General features: G+C 73.5%; 12 protein-coding genes. 3 read left to right on the top strand and 9 right to left on the bottom strand.

Features of this window, described 5'->3' with window-relative positions; translation table 11 throughout:
• Positions 1–6 precede the first annotated feature (6 nt).
• The gene (locus ACTHLI_RS05850; protein WP_440182155.1) at positions 7–873 is read left to right on the top strand and encodes an oxidoreductase; all 867 of its coding nucleotides are present in this window, start codon (positions 7–9) and stop codon (positions 871–873) included.
• 62 nt (positions 874–935) lie between these two features.
• Here ACTHLI_RS05850 and ACTHLI_RS05855 read toward each other — a convergent pair whose 3' ends face one another.
• The 4 genes from ACTHLI_RS05855 to ACTHLI_RS05870 all read right to left on the bottom strand — a co-directional run bounded on the left by ACTHLI_RS05855 (position 936) and on the right by ACTHLI_RS05870 (position 7238).
• Positions 936–1436: an N-acetyltransferase family protein gene (locus ACTHLI_RS05855; protein ID WP_440182157.1), complete on the bottom strand. Its 501-nt coding sequence runs from the start codon at positions 1434–1436 to the stop codon at positions 936–938.
• A gap of 64 nt (positions 1437–1500) precedes the next feature.
• Positions 1501–4935, bottom strand: coding sequence for an error-prone DNA polymerase (locus ACTHLI_RS05860; RefSeq protein WP_440182159.1), 3435 nt, complete (start codon positions 4933–4935; stop codon positions 1501–1503).
• Positions 4936–5037: 102 nt separating this feature from the next.
• Positions 5038–6555 carry a DNA polymerase Y family protein gene (locus ACTHLI_RS05865; RefSeq protein WP_440182160.1) on the bottom strand — a complete coding sequence of 506 codons (1518 nt, stop codon included), beginning with the start codon at positions 6553–6555 and terminating at the stop codon, positions 5038–5040.
• On the bottom strand, positions 6552–7238 hold the full coding sequence (locus ACTHLI_RS05870) for a hypothetical protein (protein WP_440182161.1): 687 nt from the start codon (positions 7236–7238) through the stop codon (positions 6552–6554). The genes ACTHLI_RS05865 and ACTHLI_RS05870 overlap by 4 nt, the downstream gene beginning before the upstream one ends.
• Before the next feature lie 240 nt (positions 7239–7478).
• Here ACTHLI_RS05870 and ACTHLI_RS05875 point away from each other — a divergent pair, with 240 nt between their 5' ends.
• Complete coding sequence (locus ACTHLI_RS05875) at positions 7479–8423, top strand: helix-turn-helix domain-containing protein (protein WP_440182162.1); 945 nt, start codon at positions 7479–7481, stop codon at positions 8421–8423.
• Positions 8424–8474: 51 nt separating this feature from the next.
• Here the strand turns inward: ACTHLI_RS05875 and ACTHLI_RS05880 are convergent, their stop codons facing one another.
• Positions 8475–9638: a hypothetical protein gene (locus tag ACTHLI_RS05880; protein WP_440182163.1), complete on the bottom strand. Its 1164-nt coding sequence runs from the start codon at positions 9636–9638 to the stop codon at positions 8475–8477.
• 163 nt (positions 9639–9801) lie between these two features.
• Between ACTHLI_RS05880 and ACTHLI_RS05885 the strand changes: the two genes are divergently transcribed.
• Positions 9802–11463: a cation:proton antiporter gene (locus tag ACTHLI_RS05885; protein ID WP_440182165.1), complete on the top strand. Its 1662-nt coding sequence runs from the start codon at positions 9802–9804 to the stop codon at positions 11461–11463.
• On the opposite strand, the gene ACTHLI_RS05890 is transcribed toward ACTHLI_RS05885, so the two are convergent.
• The 4 genes from ACTHLI_RS05890 to ACTHLI_RS05905 form a co-directional block, all read right to left on the bottom strand.
• On the bottom strand, positions 11460–11780 hold the full coding sequence (locus ACTHLI_RS05890) for a hypothetical protein (protein WP_440182166.1): 321 nt from the start codon (positions 11778–11780) through the stop codon (positions 11460–11462). The two genes, ACTHLI_RS05885 and ACTHLI_RS05890, sit on opposite strands and share 4 nt — an antisense overlap.
• Before the next feature lie 9 nt (positions 11781–11789).
• Positions 11790–13490, bottom strand: a complete 1701-nt coding sequence (locus tag ACTHLI_RS05895; protein WP_440182168.1) for a RecQ family ATP-dependent DNA helicase — start codon at positions 13488–13490, stop codon at positions 11790–11792.
• Positions 13487–13921 (bottom strand): hypothetical protein, encoded by a 435-nt coding sequence (locus ACTHLI_RS05900; RefSeq protein WP_440182169.1) that lies wholly within the window; start codon positions 13919–13921, stop codon positions 13487–13489. Before ACTHLI_RS05900 ends, ACTHLI_RS05895 begins: the two co-directional genes overlap by 4 nt.
• 136 nt (positions 13922–14057) lie before the next feature.
• Positions 14058–16127, bottom strand: a complete 2070-nt coding sequence (locus ACTHLI_RS05905) for an amino acid transporter (RefSeq protein WP_440182170.1) — start codon at positions 16125–16127, stop codon at positions 14058–14060.
• Positions 16128–16213: the final 86 nt, after the last annotated feature.

Raw genomic sequence — 16213 nt, forward strand, 5'->3', positions numbered from 1 at the left:
GAGCCCGTGAGCAGTACGACGACCTCCGCCTCCCGCTACCGGCTCGGCGACCGGGACGTGCCGCGCATCGGGTTCGGTGCGATGCAGCTGCCCGGCACGGGCGTGCTCGGGCCGCCGGACGACCGGAACGAGGCGCTCGCCGTGCTGCGCACCGCGGTCGAGCTCGGGGTGCGGCACATCGACACCGCGGACTTCTACGGGCCCGCCGTCGCGAACGAGCTCATCAGGGAGGCGCTGTCGCCGTACCCGGACGACCTGGTGATCGTGACCAAGGTCGGCGCCCGCCGCGACGAGCGGGGCGGCTGGCCGCCCGCGCGCGAACCGGAGGACCTCGTGCGGCAGGTGCACGAGAACCTGGAGCACCTCGGGCTCGACGCCCTCGACGTCGTGAACCTCCGCGTCGGCGGCCAGGACGCGCCCATCGCGGGCTCGATCGCGCGGCAGTTCGAGGCGCTCGCCGACCTGCAGGAGCGGGGGCTGATCCGCCATCTCGGGGTCAGCAACGTCGACGCCGAGCAGATCGCGGAGGCGCGGACCATCGCGCCCGTCGTGGAGGTGCAGAACCGGTACAACCTCGCCCATCGGCAGGACGACCGGCTGATCGACCTGCTCGCCGACGAGGAGATCGCATACGTGCCGTTCTTCCCGCTCGGCGGCTTCACGCCGCTGCAGTCCGACGAGCTCGACGGGGTGGCGCGGCGGCTCGGGCTGTCGGCGTTCCAGGTCGCGCAGGCGTGGCTGCTGCAACGCAGCCCGAACGTGCTGCTCATCTCCGGTACCTCCTCGCTCGCCCACCTTCGCGAGAACCTGGCGGTGGCCGACATCGTGCTGCCGGCGGACGAGGTCGCCGTGCTCGACGCGATCGCCTCCTGACTTCGCTCACGCTTCTCGCCGCTCCACCACGCGACGGGCGTCGAGAAGCGTGAGCGAAGTGCTCAGCGCACGAGGCGGATCTCGGGCTGGTGGTTCAGCTCGGGGCCGAAGACGTGGCGTGCTCCGTCCGCGACGAACCCGTGCTTCGCGTAGAAGGCGATCGCGCGCGGGTTCGCCTCGAAGACCCAGAGCTCAGCTGGCTCATCGTCCGGCAGCACCGCCGTCAGCAGCACGTCCGCGAGTCCCGTGCCGTACTCGGCGGCGAGGACGTAGAGCGACCAGAGCTCGCGCTCGCGGACCGGCGGCCCCGCGGTCTCGTTCGCGCGCGCGGGGCCCGCGGCGGCGTGCCCGACGACGTCGCCGTCCCGGACCGCGATCCGGAGCGCACCGCTCCCGGCCGGTGCGGCGATGATCCGCCGCCACCGTTCGATGCGCGCCGCCTCGCCCTCCGGCGTGAAGAAGCCGGCTGGCAGGAGCTGCCCGTACGCCTCCTGCCAGGAGGCGCAGTGCATCCGCCCGAGCCCCTCCGCGTCGTCCACCGTCGCGGCCCGGATCGTCGTCATAGGTGCATTTTGAAGGGGATCCGGTGGCCATCGGCTGACCGGATCCCCTTCAAAATGCACCTGTTCAGCGGAAGTCGCGGCTCGTGTGCCGCGCGCCGATGGGGAGGCGCTCGAAGCGGTCCGCGACGACGTTGACGACGCCCTCGGGGGAGCGCTCGAGGATGCCGCGCACGATCATCGCCGGTGCCTCCCTGGCGATGCGGCGGTAGCGCTGCCACACCCCGACGGAGGCGATCACGTTCACCATCCCGGTCTCGTCCTCGAGGTTGAGGAACGTGATGCCCGAGGCGGTCGCCGGCCGCTGCCGGTGGGTGACCACGCCGCCCACCTCGACCCGGCGGCCCGACTCGGCGCCCTGCAGCGCCGCGAACGTGAGCACCCCCCGCTTCGCGAGGTCCTGCCGCACGTGTGCGACGGGGTGGTCGTCGGGGGAGATGCCGGTCGCCCAGAGGTCGGCCGCGACCCGGTCCATCCCGCTCGTCTCGGGCAGCAGGGGCGGCTGCACCACGATCGACGTGTGGGGCAGGGTGTCCGGCCGCTCCTCCGCCGCCGCGCCCGCCGCCCACAGCGCCTCCCTGACCGTCATGCCGAAGCCCTCGAACGCCCCGGCGGTCGCGAGCGCCTCGAGCTGCGGCGCGGTCAGCCCGACCCGCCTGGCGAGATCCCGCTGATCCCGGTAGTGCCCGTGCGCGGTCCGCTCCGCGACGATCCGCGCCGCGAGCCTCGCCCCGATGCCGGTGACCCCCGCGAGCCCGAGCCGCACCGCGAACGCCCCGTCCCGGCGGTGCTCCGCGTCACGGACGGGAGCCGTGCGGTCGAACTCCTCGGGTACCGGCGGCTGCACGCCGAGGCAGCTCGGCATGCCCCCGCTGGTCGAGGTGCGAGCGGAGCGAGCCTCGAGACCACCGCTCTCGATCGCCTCCAGTCCCGCATCCGCACCGGACCGGTTGATGTCCGGTCGCCCCACGACCACCCCGTGCCGCCGCGCGTCCGCGGTCAGGGAGGCGGGGGAGTAGAAGCCCATCGGCTGCGCCCGAAGCAGCGCCGCGAGGAACACCCCCGGGTAGTGCAGCCGCATCCACGCCGAGGCGTAGACGAGCAGCGCGAACGACAGCGAGTGGCTCTCCGCGAAGCCGAAGCTCGCGAACGCCTGGATCTTCGTGTAGATCTCGTCGGCCGTCGCCCCGGTGATGCCGTTGCCGGCCATCCCGGCGTACAGCTTCTCCTTCAGCGACTCGATCCGCTCGACCCCGCGCTTGCTGCCCATCGCGCGGCGCAGCAGGTCCGCGTCCTCGCCCGAGCACCCGCCGACCGCCATCGCGATCTGCATCAGCTGCTCCTGGAAGATCGGCACGCCGAGCGTGCGGGAGAGCACCGGCTCGAGCAGCGGGTGGAGGTACGACACCGGCTCGTCCCCGCGCCTCCGCCGGACGATGGGATGCACCGCGCCGCCCTGGATCGGGCCGGGGCGGATCAGCGCGACCTCGATCGCGAGGTCGTAGAACCGCCTGGGCAGGAACCGGGGCAGCAGCCCGAGCTGCGCCCGCGACTCCACCTGGAACACCCCGACCGCGTCCGCGCGGCAGAGCTGGTCGTAGACGCCCGCCTCCTCCTTCGGGATCGTCTCGAGCGTCCAGCGCTCGCCCGTGTGCTCCGCCGCCAGGTCGAACGCGTACTGCAGCGCCGCGAGCATCCCGAGGCCGAGCAGATCGAACTTCACGAGCCCCATGTAGGCGCAGTCGTCCTTGTCCCACTGCAGGACGGTGCGGTCCTCCATCCGCGCGTGCTCGATCGGCACGACCTCGCCGACGGGCCGGTCGGTGAGCACCATGCCTCCTGAGTGGATCCCCAGGTGCCGCGGAGCCTTCAGCAGCTGCTCCGCGAGCTCGACGACGGGGCCGGGGATGTCGTGGTCCTGCGACGAGGTGACCGCGCCCCAGCGCTCGACCTGCCGGCTCCACGCGTCCTGCTGGCCCGTCGAGGCGCCGAGCGCCTTCGCCATGTCGCGCACGGCGTTCTTCGGCCGGTAGGTGATCACGTTCGCGACCTGCGCCGCGTTCCGCCGCCCGTAGCGCCGGTACACGTGCTGGATCACCTCCTCGCGCCGGTCGGAGTCGAAGTCGACGTCGATGTCCGGCTCCTCGTCGCGGAGGGCGGAGAGGAAGCGCTCGAACGGCAGGTCGAAGAAGATCGAGTCGATCGCCGTGATGCCGAGCAGGTAGCAGACCGCGGAGTTCGCGGCCGAGCCGCGGCCCTGACAGAGGATGCCCTGCGACCGGGCGTAGTCGACGATGCCGTGCACGATGAGGAAGTAGCCGGGGAAGTCCTTCTCCTCGATCACGGCGAGCTCCCGCTCGATCCGCGCGAGGTGCGCTGGCGTCGCATCCGGGTACTTCACCGGGACGGCGTCGTGGACCAGCCGCCGCAGCCAGGACATCGGGGTGTGCCCCTCCGGCACCGGCAGCTTCGGGAGCCCCGGCTTCAGGCTCCGGAGGGCGAACCGGAGCTCGTCCGCGACCTCCACCGTCGTCGCGACGGCACCCGGGTACCGCACGAAGCGGTCGCGCTGCTCCGCACCGCTGCGGAGGTGGGGGACGGAGGCCGGCAGCCAGCCGTCCATGTCGTCGAGGCTGCGGCGCGCGCGGACTGCGGCGAGCGCGGTCGCGAGCCGGCGTCGCTCGGGGGAGGCGGCGTGCGCGTTGGACGTCGCCACGACCCGGAGGCGCCGGGCCTGCGCCAGCGCGAAGAGCGCATCGTTCGCGGGGCCGTCGAGCGGGTCCCCGGTGTCGAACAGCTCGACGACCGTCCCGTCGCGGCCGAACACGTCGACGAGCCGGTCGAGCTCGCGGCCCGCGGCGGCCGCGTCGAGTCCGGACGGGGTGATCAGCGCCCGCCGGACCCGCCCCTTGCGGCATCCGGTGAGCGCGATCACCCGCCCGGCCAGCCGCTCGGCGATCAGCGCCTCGTCGTACTCGGGCCGCCCCTTCTCCGCGCGGCTCGCGAGCTGGGCCTCCGTGATCAGGCCCGACATCGCGTGATAGCCCGCAGAGCCCCTGGCGAGCAGCAGGAGGTGGGAGCCCTCGGGGTCGGGCACGCCCTGCTGCGGGGTGCCGAGGCCGATCGACAGCTCGGCGCCGAACACGGTGTGCACGTCGGTCTGCTCGGCGGCCTCCGCCATCCGGACGGCGCCGTAGAAGCCGTCGTGGTCGGTGAGCGCGAGCGCGTGGAGACCGAGCCGGTCCGCCTCCTCGAGCAGCTCCTCCGGGCCGGACGCGCCGTCGAGGAAGCTGAAGTGCGAGTGCGCGTGCAGCTCCGCGTACGGCACGGCGTCCGGGTCGCGCTCGGGAGGGGGCGTGCTCGGCCGGTAGGGATGCCGCTTGTGCGACCAGGCGGGGGAGTCCCCGCCGTCCGCATCGACGCCCGGGCCGCCGGGGCGGCGCGCATCGCTGAGCCGGCGCTCGAACTCCGACCACGGGATCGGCGGGTTGCTGTATCCCACGGAATCAGTATCGAACGCATGTTCGATACGCGCAACACGCGCTTCGTCGTTAAGGAGAATGTCGCCGGCCGGCCCGAATTCTCCTGAACGACGAAGGAGGGATCAGTCGTAACGGGCCTCCGCCCACCAGCCCGAGTCGTCATGGGCGAGGAGCCACGCGGTGCCGTCGGCGCAGGCGACCTGCATGCGGTGGAGCCGGAGGGCCGCTGCCGGATCCCACCACCGTTCCTCGAGCGGCCACGGGCCGGCCCATCCCTCGACGCGGACGGCGGGGCGCCCTGCGGTGACGAGCACCGCGGGCGGCCCGCTGATCGCCCCCCGGCCGTCCACCACGACGTCGTGGCCGGCCGGGTCCTGCACGACGACGCGCGGCCGGTCGGCGAGGACCGCGGAGGGGGAGAAGCCCGGCAGCCGTCCTGGCCACGGCGCGTCCGGCGAGCGCTGTGGCGTGCGCTGCTCGCCCCAGGGGGCGAGCACGACGCGGTCGGTGGTCAGCCGGCCGCCGGCGAGCACCGGCGTCACCACCGCCTCGTGCCCGAGCAGGCTCTGTACGCGGGAGAGCGCGTGGTGGATGCGCTCACCCGGACCGCCGCCCCAGAGTCCCTGCTCGTGGTGCGCCGCCTCGTCGGCCGCCTCCGGATGCAGCAGCACGTCGACGACGGGCGCTCCCAGCTCCGCCGCCTCGAGCTGCCACCTGACCCGGTCGATCACGTCGAGCGGGGTGAACGAGCGCGGGTGCAGCCAGGTGCGACGGTGCGTCCTGCCGTTGTCGGCCGTCAGCTCCACGGTCAGGGCGGTGCAGACCAGGAGGTCGGCGGCGAGGGCCTCGATGAACGCCTCCGCGGTGCGCCGGATGGCGAACGCGACCTGATCGACCCGATCGAGCGGCGGCTCGAACGCCTGCCGCCGATCCCGGTCGGCCGGCACGACGCGCGCGACGACCCTGCGCGGGTCGAGCCCGGCCGCGAGGCGGTGCGCGATCTCGCCCTCCGGCCCGAACCGGTCGCGCACGGAGGCCTCCGGGAGGCGCGCGAGGCCGCCGAGGGTCCGCACGCCGAGCCGGGCGAGGAGGTGCGCGAGCGACGGCAGGCCGAGCACGGTCACGGGCAGCGGTGCGAGGAAGTCGGCGCTCCCGCCCTCCTGGACGACCAGGATCGGGGCGGCGGCCCTGGCCGCCTGCTCCGCGGTGAACGGCCCGTCCGCGACCCCCGCGCGCGCGTCGGGGACGCCGGCCTCGGTGAGGAGGTGCAGCGCCTCGCCCGCGGCGGCTTCCTCGCCGCCGAAGAACCGGGCCGGCCCTGCGGCGCGGATCACCACGAGCCCCGGCCGCACCACCTGCACGGTCGGGATGCCCGACTCGAGTGCCGCGAGCACCGGTTCGAACCGGCGCGCATCGACCGCCGGCTCGAGCGGCAGCACGACGAGGGCCGCGCAGCGGGACTGCGCCTCCCGCACCTTCAGCCCCCGCTGCACGCCCGCCGCCCGTGCCGCAGCCGAGCAGGCGTGCACGACCCCGTGCTCGACGAGGGCGATCGGTGCCGCCGGATCGATCCCCGTCTCCGCGGCGGCGGCGCGGACGGGCCAGTCGGGGCACCAGAGCACGAGGCAGCGCTCGGTCATACGGCCTCGAGCCGGCGCGGGATCGCAGGAGCGGGGGGAGAAGAGGGGGAGGGGGCGGGGGCGAGCCGGAACCCGGTCTCGATCCGCACCCGGTGCGGCCTCCGGACCTCGCGGGCGGTGACGGTCACCTCCAGCTCCCGTGCCGCGAGGTAGCCCCAGCCGGTCCCGATCCCGGACCAGGATCCGCCCGTGGCCTCGAGCGTCGCCTCCGCGCCCGGCCACGCGCCGGCGACGATCAGCGTCGCATCCCGCTGTCGCAGCCGGGAGGCGAGCCGTGCCGTCTCGGCGGGGGAGGCGCCCCTGGCCGGCGGCCGCACGAGCACGAGGGGCAGCACCTCCGTCAGCTGCGCGGTGACCGCGAGCCAGTGCTCGCCGGGGGTGGGGACGAGCACGAGCCGATCCAGGGCGACGCCCAGCTCGGCCGCCGCCTCCGCGCCGAACTCCGGGACCCCGACCACCCCGCACCAGGCGCCCGCCGCGGACGGGCCGGCGAGGAGCAGCATCGCGAGCGCGAGCGATCCCGGTGCGGCGTAGGCGACGCCGGACCGCAGGGCGCCACCGGGGAGCAGCCCGGCGACGGCGGGCGCCGTCGGCAGGGAGCGGGAGCCGAGCGACCGCGCCTGCATGCCGGCGATCCGGGCCTGCAGCGCGGCCACCGTCTCCGATCGGGCTGCAGCGGGCACGATCCAGTATCGAACACGTGTTCGAGATGTGACAAGTCCGCCGCGCCCATCCTGCCCGACCCGGGGTTCCGGCCCAAGCAGACCATTACGGGGACCCATTTGCCCCCATCTGCCAGGGGCACTGTGCACGCACGGAGGGATTTGTGCTGCACTTTCCGCACAGGGGGGCGGATCCATCCGCGGTTCCGGCCCCTCATCGGTGAATCTGGTCCCACCAGATCCGGGAGGAATTCGGAACCGATGCGCACGAGCACCGAGCAGAGCGTCCCCACGATGGAATGGGACGGTGCCGGCGGCTTCGAGCGGTTCGGTGCGACGGGCCGGTTCGCGGTCCCGGATGCGAGGCGGTTCCGGTCGACCTGGCGCGCGCTCGCGGTCGACGGCGTGCACGTCGGGGAGTGGGCGACGTCGCCGATCTCCGGTGCGCTCCGCCCGCGACGCGAGGCGAGCGCCGTGTTCCTCATGCAGGTCGCCGAGGGATCGCTGCGGTACTGGTCCGACGGCCGGGCGGTCGACGCGCGCAGCGGCTCCGTGCACCTGCTCTCGGCCGGCGATCAGATCCGGTTCGCGGTGCCCGAGCCGACCCGGCTGCTGCGCATCACGGTCCCTGCCGCGTTCCTGCCCCAGGAGGTGCGGGCGGCGACCTCCGGCACCATCGGGCAGGTGCCGGTCAGCCGCGTCACCTCGGGCCTCACCTCGCTGGTCGAGCAGGTGCTCGACCCGGGGGTGGGCGGCGCGGCCTCGCCCGCGGCGCGGGCCGTGCGGGCGCTCGCGGTCGCGGCGCTCGAGGACTCGGTGCCGGAGGCCGCCGAGCACGACCTCCGCAGCCAGATCGTCGAGTACATCGAGCGGCACCTCGCCGACCCCGACCTCGGGCCGCAGTCGATCGCGGCCGCGTTCGGCATCAGCCTCCGCTGGGTGCATCACGTGTTCAACGTCGACGGCGCCTCCGTCGCCAGGCACATCCGGGAGCGCAGGCTGGACGTGGTCGCCGCGCAGCTGCGGAGCGACCGGCGGTTCCCGCGGATCGGCGCGCTCGCGGAGCGCAGCGGGTTCGCGGCGCGGGACCAGCTCACGCGCGCGTTCAAGGCCAGGTACGGCATGACGATCGGCGACTACGCGGAGCGGGCGAGTGCCGGAGATCCGCCTGAGCCGGTCGAGCGCACCGGCGCCGAGAGCGCATGAGGAGCCCCGGGCGCGCGACGCCCGGGACTCCTCGACCCGCCAGGAGCGCGGCTACTTCAGCGTCCTGAAGGCGTACCGGTACAGCAGGGACGAGATCCGAACGGTCCCCTTCTTCCAGGTGTGCGAGATCGTGTAGGAGGTGAACCCCTTCGGGATCGTCACGGCCTTCGACGTGTGCTTCCCGTTGCGGATCAGGACCTTGATCCGCTTGCCGCCGTGCGTGAAGACCAGGTACTGCCTGCCCTTCACGTGCGACGCCACGGCGGTGATCCGCAGCGTGACGGCGCCCTTCGCCATGGCCGCGCGGGGCTTCGCCGCCATCCGGTGCCAGCCGGAGACCGCCTTGCTCGCGTACCGCGCCGTCGTGCCCATGAGCCGGGCGGACGAGACGTCGACGGCCGCGGTGGCCGCGATGCGGGCGCCGCCGGCGTCCCCGACGGTCACCGTGAGCACGTACCGGCCGGGCACGAGGCTCGCGCCCTGCATGCCGTTCCAGACGATCCGCTGATCGGTCGACGCCACCGGCCAGTCCGCGACGACCCTCGAGCCGAGCATGAGGGTCGCGGTGCCGCCCACCACGTGCTGCGCGCCGTCCGAGGTCACGCCGTCGAGCGCGAACGCGACCGTGTCCCGGTACCCGTCCCGCACCGGGAAGACCGTGGCGTACTGCGCGGTCACCGACAGCGCCGAGAGCGTGGCCGGCGCCGAGGGCGTTCCGCCGGACGCCGGCGTCGGCGCGCCCGCGGTGGATGTGTCCATGCCGGACGCGGTGGACGAGGACGTGGATGACGTCGATGTGTTCGACGTGCTCGACGAGGTGGGCGTGCTCGACGGGGTCGTCGACGAGCCGGACGGTGCCGGGGTGCCGTCCGTGCCGGTCGAGCCCTGGGTGCCGGTCGAGCTCTGAGCGGTACCGCCGAGCTGCACCGTGACGACCGAGGTGTCCCCGCTCGTCACGTCGGCGGTGACGCCGCCCGTCGTCGGCGCGGTGGTGGCGCCCGGATCCGGCGTCGGCGAGCCGAGCAGCCCGGTGACCGTCGAGGTCGTCGACCCGACCGCATCGCCGACCGTGCCGAGCAGGTCGAACGGCGACGCCGTCTGGCCGCCCGGTGTCGCCGCTTCGGCCGCCGGTGCGCACACCAGCCCCGTCCCGACGAGCAGCGCGGCCGCGGCGCACGTGCCGACGGCGACGCGCGAGAACTGCTTCGTGTTCACGTCTTCCCCCCAGAAGATCGATCGTGAGCGCTCCCCCCGGAGCGGACGGGGCGAGCGTAGGAACCGGCCGACACGCTGAGGAAGACGACTGCACGGAGCACGACTGCGGCACTGCACGGATCCGCGTGCCGGGACCTGAACGGGGGCGCCCTACTCTGGTTCCGTGGGCGAGACGAGCTCGGCGTTCGCGGGCCTGGTCGCGTGGACGGTCGCCGGTCTGCTGCTCGTGGTGACGGTGACCGGGCTCTCCCGCAAGGTCGGCTGGTCCGCGCCGCTCGTGCTCGTCGCCGTGGGCGTCGGGCTCTCCTACCTGCCGTTCACGCCCCAGGTGCGACTCGAGCCGGACGTGGTCCTGGTCGCGGTGCTGCCCGCGCTGCTGTTCGCCGCCGCCCTGCAGACCTCGTTCCTCGAGGTGCGGTCGCGCGGTGATTCGATCCTCGCGCTCTCCGTCGGCCTGGTGCTGTTCTCGGTGCTCGTCGTCGGGTTCGCGACCTACTGGCTCCTCGGTGCCGTCGTGCCGGGCGTGACGCTCGCGGTCGGGCTCGCGTTCGGGGCGATCCTCGCCCCGACGGATGCGGTGAGCGTCGGGGCGCTCGCGGGCACCGGCAGGCTGCCGCGCCGGCTCGCCTCTCTGCTCGAAGGGGAGGGGCTGCTCAACGACGCGACCGCGCTCGTGTCGCTGAACACGGCGATCGCGGCGATCCTCGAGCCCGGCGCGGGCTTCGGGAACGCGTTCTGGCTCTTCGGCAGGGCCGTGCTCGGCGGCGTGGCGTTCGGCGTCGTGGTCGCGTGGGTGATCGGCAGGGTGCGCCGCCGGCTCCGGGCTCCGGTGCTCGACACCTCCCTCTCGCTCGCCACCCCGTACGTCGCCTACCTGCCGTCCTCGCTCATCGGCGGGTCCGGGTTCCTGTCCGTGGTGATCACCGGCATCTGGCTCGGCTACCGCGCGCCGTCGTTCCAGTCCGCGGAGTCGCGTGTCGCGGAGCGCATCAACTGGCGCACCGTCTCGTTCCTGCTCGAGAACGCGGTGTTCCTGCTCATCGGCCTGCAGCTGAAGGGGATCGTCGAGCTCGCCGCGACCTCCGACATCGGGGTGCTGCCCGGCGTGCTCATCATCGCGGGGATCTATCTGTCGATGGTCGTCGCCCGGTTCGCGTGGGTGTTCGGGGCGACCCTGCTCTACCGATTCGGTCCGGAGGCGCTCCGGGAACGGCGCTGGGACTGGAAGACGGCGATCGCGATCTCCTTCGCGGGGGTGCGCGGGGTCGTGACGCTCGCCGCGGTGTTCCTGCTGCCGCCCGGCACGCCCGACGTCGGCTTCCTCCAGCTCGCCGCGTTCGTCATCGTGGTCGTGAGCCTGCTGCAGGGGCTGGCCATCGGGCCGCTCGTGCGCCGGTTGCGGCTGCCGCTGCCGAACCCGGAGCAGGACCGCGTCCAGATCCGGTCGCTGGTCGCCGAGGCGCAGGACGCGGCGATCTCCCGGCTGGAGCAGGAGGCGACCGAGGAGGACCCCGAGGAGCTCGTCTCGAGCCTGAAGCGCAGCGCCGAGTACCGCATGATGATCGGCACGTCCGACGAGCAGGGGATGATCACCCAGCCGGACGCCTACTCGCGGCTGCGCCTCCTGATGCTCGACAGCGAGCGGCGAGCGGTGCTCGACGCCCAGCGGGAGGGGCGGTACGAGGACAGCGTCATCAACGCGGTCCTCGGCGACTTCGACTCGATCGAGACCGCGTTGAAGCGGTCGTACCGGCGCGACGTCGCGAAGCCCCAGGCCCGCTCGAACCCGCTCGGCGCCCTGGGCCGGCTGCGGCGCAGGCCCTAGTAGGCGTCCTCGTTCGCGCTGTCGAGATCCGCGCCGTCCCGCTGGAGGCGGACGTCGGGCTCGTCCGGGGTGAGCTCGCGGGGAGCGCCTCCGGTCGGGCCGTCGTTGCCGTCGCCCGCACCGGGCTCGACCGTCTCACCGGCGACCGCGTCGTTCGTCACGACCTCGTCGGACTCGGCGCGGATCGCCTCCCAGTCGGGCGCAGCGCCCTCGTCGGGCAGCTGCGCATCCGCGTCGAGGTCGTCGCCGCCCGCGGCCACCCCGGTGATCGGGTCGGCGGCGCCGACGCCCTCGGACTCGTTGCTGCTGTCGCTCATGCCTCGACGCTAGGCGGGGGCGTCTGGAGGGTCCGTGCGAGTGAGCAGGGAGTGCTCGGCGACCGCGGGGAGCGAGAGGGTGCGGTAGCCCTCGCGCTCGAAGAACACCGTGATCCGGTCCTCCTCCACCCGCATCACGCGCCCGTCGCCCCATTCCGCGTGCCGCACGGCGGCGTCGACCGGGTACGGGACGTCCGCGCCGGCGCTCACGTCGTGCTCCTCGGCGGCCCGGGAGGCCGAGCCGCTGTCGCACGTGTCGCAGTTGCCGCACGGCCCTGCGGTCGTGTCGCCGAAGTAGCCGAGCACGAGCTGCCGCCTGCACGCCCGGGTCTCGGCGTACTCGCGCATCATCGCGAGCCGCGACTCGTCGATGCGCTGCCGTTCCGCGGCCGCCTGCATCGCGGCCTCCGCCGCCGCGTCGACGTCGTCGGACCGCAGCCGGACCCGGTCGCCGTCGAGCTCCGCGACCCCCGCGTCGGCGAGCAGGTGCGCGAGGGTCGTCCCGCGCCGCCCGCTGATCCCGAGCGCTTCCGCCGCCGCCCGGACCCCGCCGTGCTCCTGCGTCGCCCGCGCGAAGCGCCGGAGGTCGCCGCGCTTCGGCGTGGTCGCCGCGAAGAAGCGCCGGAGGCCGAGATCGGCCTCGCGGTAGTGCAGCACCGCGGCCGACGGCAGCCCGTCGCGGCCGGCCCGCCCGACCTCCTGGTAGTACGCGTCGAGGGACTCGGTGACCGCCGCATGCACGACGAACCGGACGTCCGGCTTGTCGATGCCCATCCCGAACGCGCTCGTGGCGACGACGACGTCGATCTCGCCGGCGTGGAACGCGGCGTGCAGCTCGCGTCGGCGCTTGGCGGGGAGGCCGCCGTGGTACGGCTCGGCCTCGATGCCGCGCTCCCGGAGCCGGTCCGCGAACACCTCCGTCCCGCGCCTCGTCGCGACATAGAGCAGCCCCGGCTTCTCGAGCGCCTCGACGTCGTCGAGCACCGCCGCCACCTTCGCGTCCTCGTCCTCGTGCCGCCGCACCGCGAGGTGGATGTTCGGGCGGTCGAAGCCGTGGGTGAGCACCAGGGCGTCGCGCAGGCCGAGGCGCGCCACGACCTCCTCACGCACGGGCCGCGACCCGGTGGCGGTGAGCGCCAGGACCGGGGGCCGGCCGAGCCGCTCGGCCACCTCGCCGAGGCGCAGGTAGTCGGGGCGGAAGTCGTGCCCCCAGCTGGAGACGCAGTGGGCCTCGTCGACGACGAGCAGCGCAGGACGTGCCGCCGCGAGCCGGTCGATCACGGCGTCGTCCGCGAACCGCTCGGGTGCGACGAAGAGGTAGCCGAGGCTCCCGTCGTCGACGCCGGCCCAGGCCGCCTCCGTCTCGCGCTCGCCCGCCGCGGAGTTGACGAGCGCCGCCGGCCGCGCACCCGGGCGGTCCCGCAGCGACGCGACCTGATCCGCCTGGAGGGCGATGAGCGGGGACACGACGACGACGAGCCCTGGTCGGAGCGCTCCGGCGAGCTGGTACACGGCGGACTTGCCGTACGCGGTCGGCATCACGGCGAGCACGTCCCGCCCGTCCACGACCGCCGACACCGCCTCCGCGATGCCGCTGCGCAGCGGATCCCAGCCGAAGACGTCGCGAGCCACCGCCCTGATCCGCTCGAGCCGGTCGGGGCGCACGTCCCGGTCGCCGACGCGCTCGACGACGGCCTCCTCGATGCTCACGCCGTGCCGTACAGGTCGGCGGGCACCTGGTCGAGCATGATCCGCGCCGTCGTGTCGCCGATCCCCTTGTAGGCGACGAGCCGGTCGTGCGCCTCGGCACGGTCCTTGGCGGAGGCGAGCAGGTGGTTCACCGACCCCCAGTCGGCGACGACCCCCGCCATCACCCCGTGCAGCTCGTCGGCCATCAGGTAGTCGAAGCGGTCGTAGCCGCCCTCGTCGAGGAGGGCGCGCAGCTGCTCCCGCGACAGGTCCGCGAAGCGTTCCGGGCTCGTGAGGCCGTGGTCGATGAGCACGCGGTAGGTGTGCGCGGCCTGCGTCTGCCGGATGTTCCTGCCGAACAGCAGGGAGGCGAGGAACCAGCGGTAGCGCTGCTCGGGGCTCCTCGCCACGTCGATGTCGAGGTCGGCGGGGCCGAGGTTCGCGTCGGGCATCCACCGAGCGTCGCATCCGCCACCTCGACACGGGCCGAGCACCGCCCCCACGCGGAGTCCGGGCGTGATCGTGCGAGACGGGCGTGCGGATACGCCCGGATGGTGAGATCACGCCCGGATTCGCGTGCGCCCCGCGCTAGGAGACGTGGACCATGGGGCGGCGGCGGACGTCGGGCTCGGTCTCCCTGAGCACCTCGCGCGTGACCGGCGCGACCTCGCCCTCGCCGGAGACGAGGAACCGCACCATGTTCGACACCGGGTTCCCCTCCGTCCACTCGAAGTAGACGTGCGGGACGACGCCCGTGAGGTTGCGGATCTGCAGCAGCACGATCGCGATCGTGTTCGGCACGTTCCCGGAGGCGACCTCGAGCACCCGGAACCCGTGCCGGATGATCCCGCGCACGAGCAGGTCCTCCTCGAAGTCGGAGGAGTCGGTCTTCTCGACCTCGAGGAAGATGATCGAGGCGCGGCCGGGGATGTTGCTGTCGCGCCGCTCCTCCTTCGCCTTGACGGTGTACTCGAGCGCGTCGCGGGCGCCGGGCTCGTTCGCGACGAGATGGATCTCGCCGAAGTCCTCCGCCTCGCGCAGGAACCCGAGCGCGGCCTCGTCGAAGGTGACGCTCGTCGCCCGGATCTCGAACGAGCGACGCACCCGCGAGGCGAGCGAGACGACGAGGATCCCGAGCACGAACAGCAGCGCGATCCGGATGCCGTCCGGCCGCTGCACCACGTTGACGACGAGCGTGTACAGGAGGATCAGCGCGACGAGCGAGAAGAACGCCAGTCGCTTCCACTGCCGCTTGCGGCGGCAGGAGAGCGTCACGGCGACGGCGGCGGAGCTGATGAGCGCGAGCACGCCCGTCGCGTACGCGCCGTTCTGCGCGTCGACGGAGGCGCCGAACACGAACGTGACGAGGAACGCGATCGTCGTGAAGACGAGCACGAGCGGACGGATCGCCCTCGCCCAAGCCGGCGCCATGCCGTACCGGGGGAGGTACCTCGGCACGATGTTGAGCAGGCCGGCCATCGCGGAGGCGCCCGCGAACCAGAGGATCGCGATCGTCGAGAGGTCGTACGCGGTGCCGAACACCGAGCCGAGGTGCTCGTGCGCCAGGTAGGCGAGCGCGCGGCCGTTCGCGGCGCCGCCCGCCTGGAACTCCCGCTGCGGGATCAGCAGCGTGGTCACGAAGCTCGACGTGATGAGGAACACGCTCATCGTGATCGCCGCGGTCGTGAGCAGGTTCTTCGCGCCGGCGATCCGCCGCACGGGCTTCCCGTCCACCATCCCGCCGCCGCGGATCTGCGGGATGACGGTCACGCCGGTCTCGAACCCGGAGAGGCCGAGCGCGAGCTGCGGGAACACGAAGAGCGCCACGATCAGCACCCCGAACGGGCTGCCGCCGCCCTGGTGCAGCAGCGCGGTGCTCCAGTCCCCGATCAGCTCCGGCTGCGCCGCGATGAGGAGGAACGAGTCGACGATGACGACGGCGTTCAGCACGAGGTAGACCGCGACGAGCACCACCGCGATCCCGATCGCCTCCTTGAACCCCCGGAGGAACACGCCGCCGAGGAGCGCGATGAGCAGGAGGGTGATCGGGAGGTTCGCGCCGTGGAGCGCCGCCGGCATCAGCGGGTTCTCGACCGCGTGCGCCGCCGCGTCGGCGGCGGACAGCGTGATGGTGATGATGAACGCCGTGCCGGCGAAGCCGAGCAGGACGAGCACGAACAGCTTCCCCGCCCACCAGGGCAGGAGCCGTTCGAGCATGGCGATCGAGCCCTCACCGCGGAAGCTCTCGCTCGCGACCCTCCGATACACCGGGAGCGCGCCGAAGAGGGTGAGCGCGACGAGCACCAGGGTCGCGATCGGGGAGATGAACCCGGCCGCGATCGCGGCGATCGCCGGCTGGTAGCCGAGGCTCGAGAAGTAGTCGACGCCCGTCAGGCACATGACGCGGAGCCAGTGGTGGGTGTGCTCCGCCTCCCCGTGCGGGCCCTGGTGCGAGCCGGCGTCGGCCGCGCCCCGCATCGCCCAGCTCCGGAAGCCGCGGCGGCGCTCCACCTGCCGGGGCGCGCACGCGTCGGGGACCTCGCGCTGGTCGGGCAGTCCCTCGTGCCCCGCTGCCCACGCCCGCAGGTCGATCGCCCCCGTGTCCTGCGCGGCGGCGTCGCCGGGGTCGGGTGCGGGGGTCGAAGCCTGGTCGGTCATCCGTCTCTCTTCGAGGGCCCTGGTGCCTGAGAACGCGCGTCAGCATACGGCTGCCGCGATCCGGCGGCGGTGCCGTCCGCTCCGAG

The organism is Amnibacterium sp., from assembly GCF_051956055.1.
Classification (GTDB): domain Bacteria; phylum Actinomycetota; class Actinomycetes; order Actinomycetales; family Microbacteriaceae; genus Amnibacterium.

Excerpts from the sequence above, each read along its gene's own strand:
- ACTHLI_RS05890 (WP_440182166.1), bottom strand. The coding sequence starts at position 11,780 with ATGAGCGACAGCAGCAACGAGTCCGAGGGCGTCGGCGCCGCCGACCCG.
- ACTHLI_RS05900 (WP_440182169.1), bottom strand. The coding sequence starts at position 13,921 with ATGCCCGACGCGAACCTCGGCCCCGCCGACCTCGACATCGACGTGGCG.
- ACTHLI_RS05855 (WP_440182157.1), bottom strand. The coding sequence starts at position 1,436 with ATGACGACGATCCGGGCCGCGACGGTGGACGACGCGGAGGGGCTCGGG.
- ACTHLI_RS05875 (WP_440182162.1), top strand. The coding sequence starts at position 7,479 with ATGCGCACGAGCACCGAGCAGAGCGTCCCCACGATGGAATGGGACGGT.
- ACTHLI_RS05865 (WP_440182160.1), bottom strand. The coding sequence starts at position 6,555 with ATGACCGAGCGCTGCCTCGTGCTCTGGTGCCCCGACTGGCCCGTCCGC.
- ACTHLI_RS05905 (WP_440182170.1), bottom strand. The coding sequence starts at position 16,127 with ATGACCGACCAGGCTTCGACCCCCGCACCCGACCCCGGCGACGCCGCC.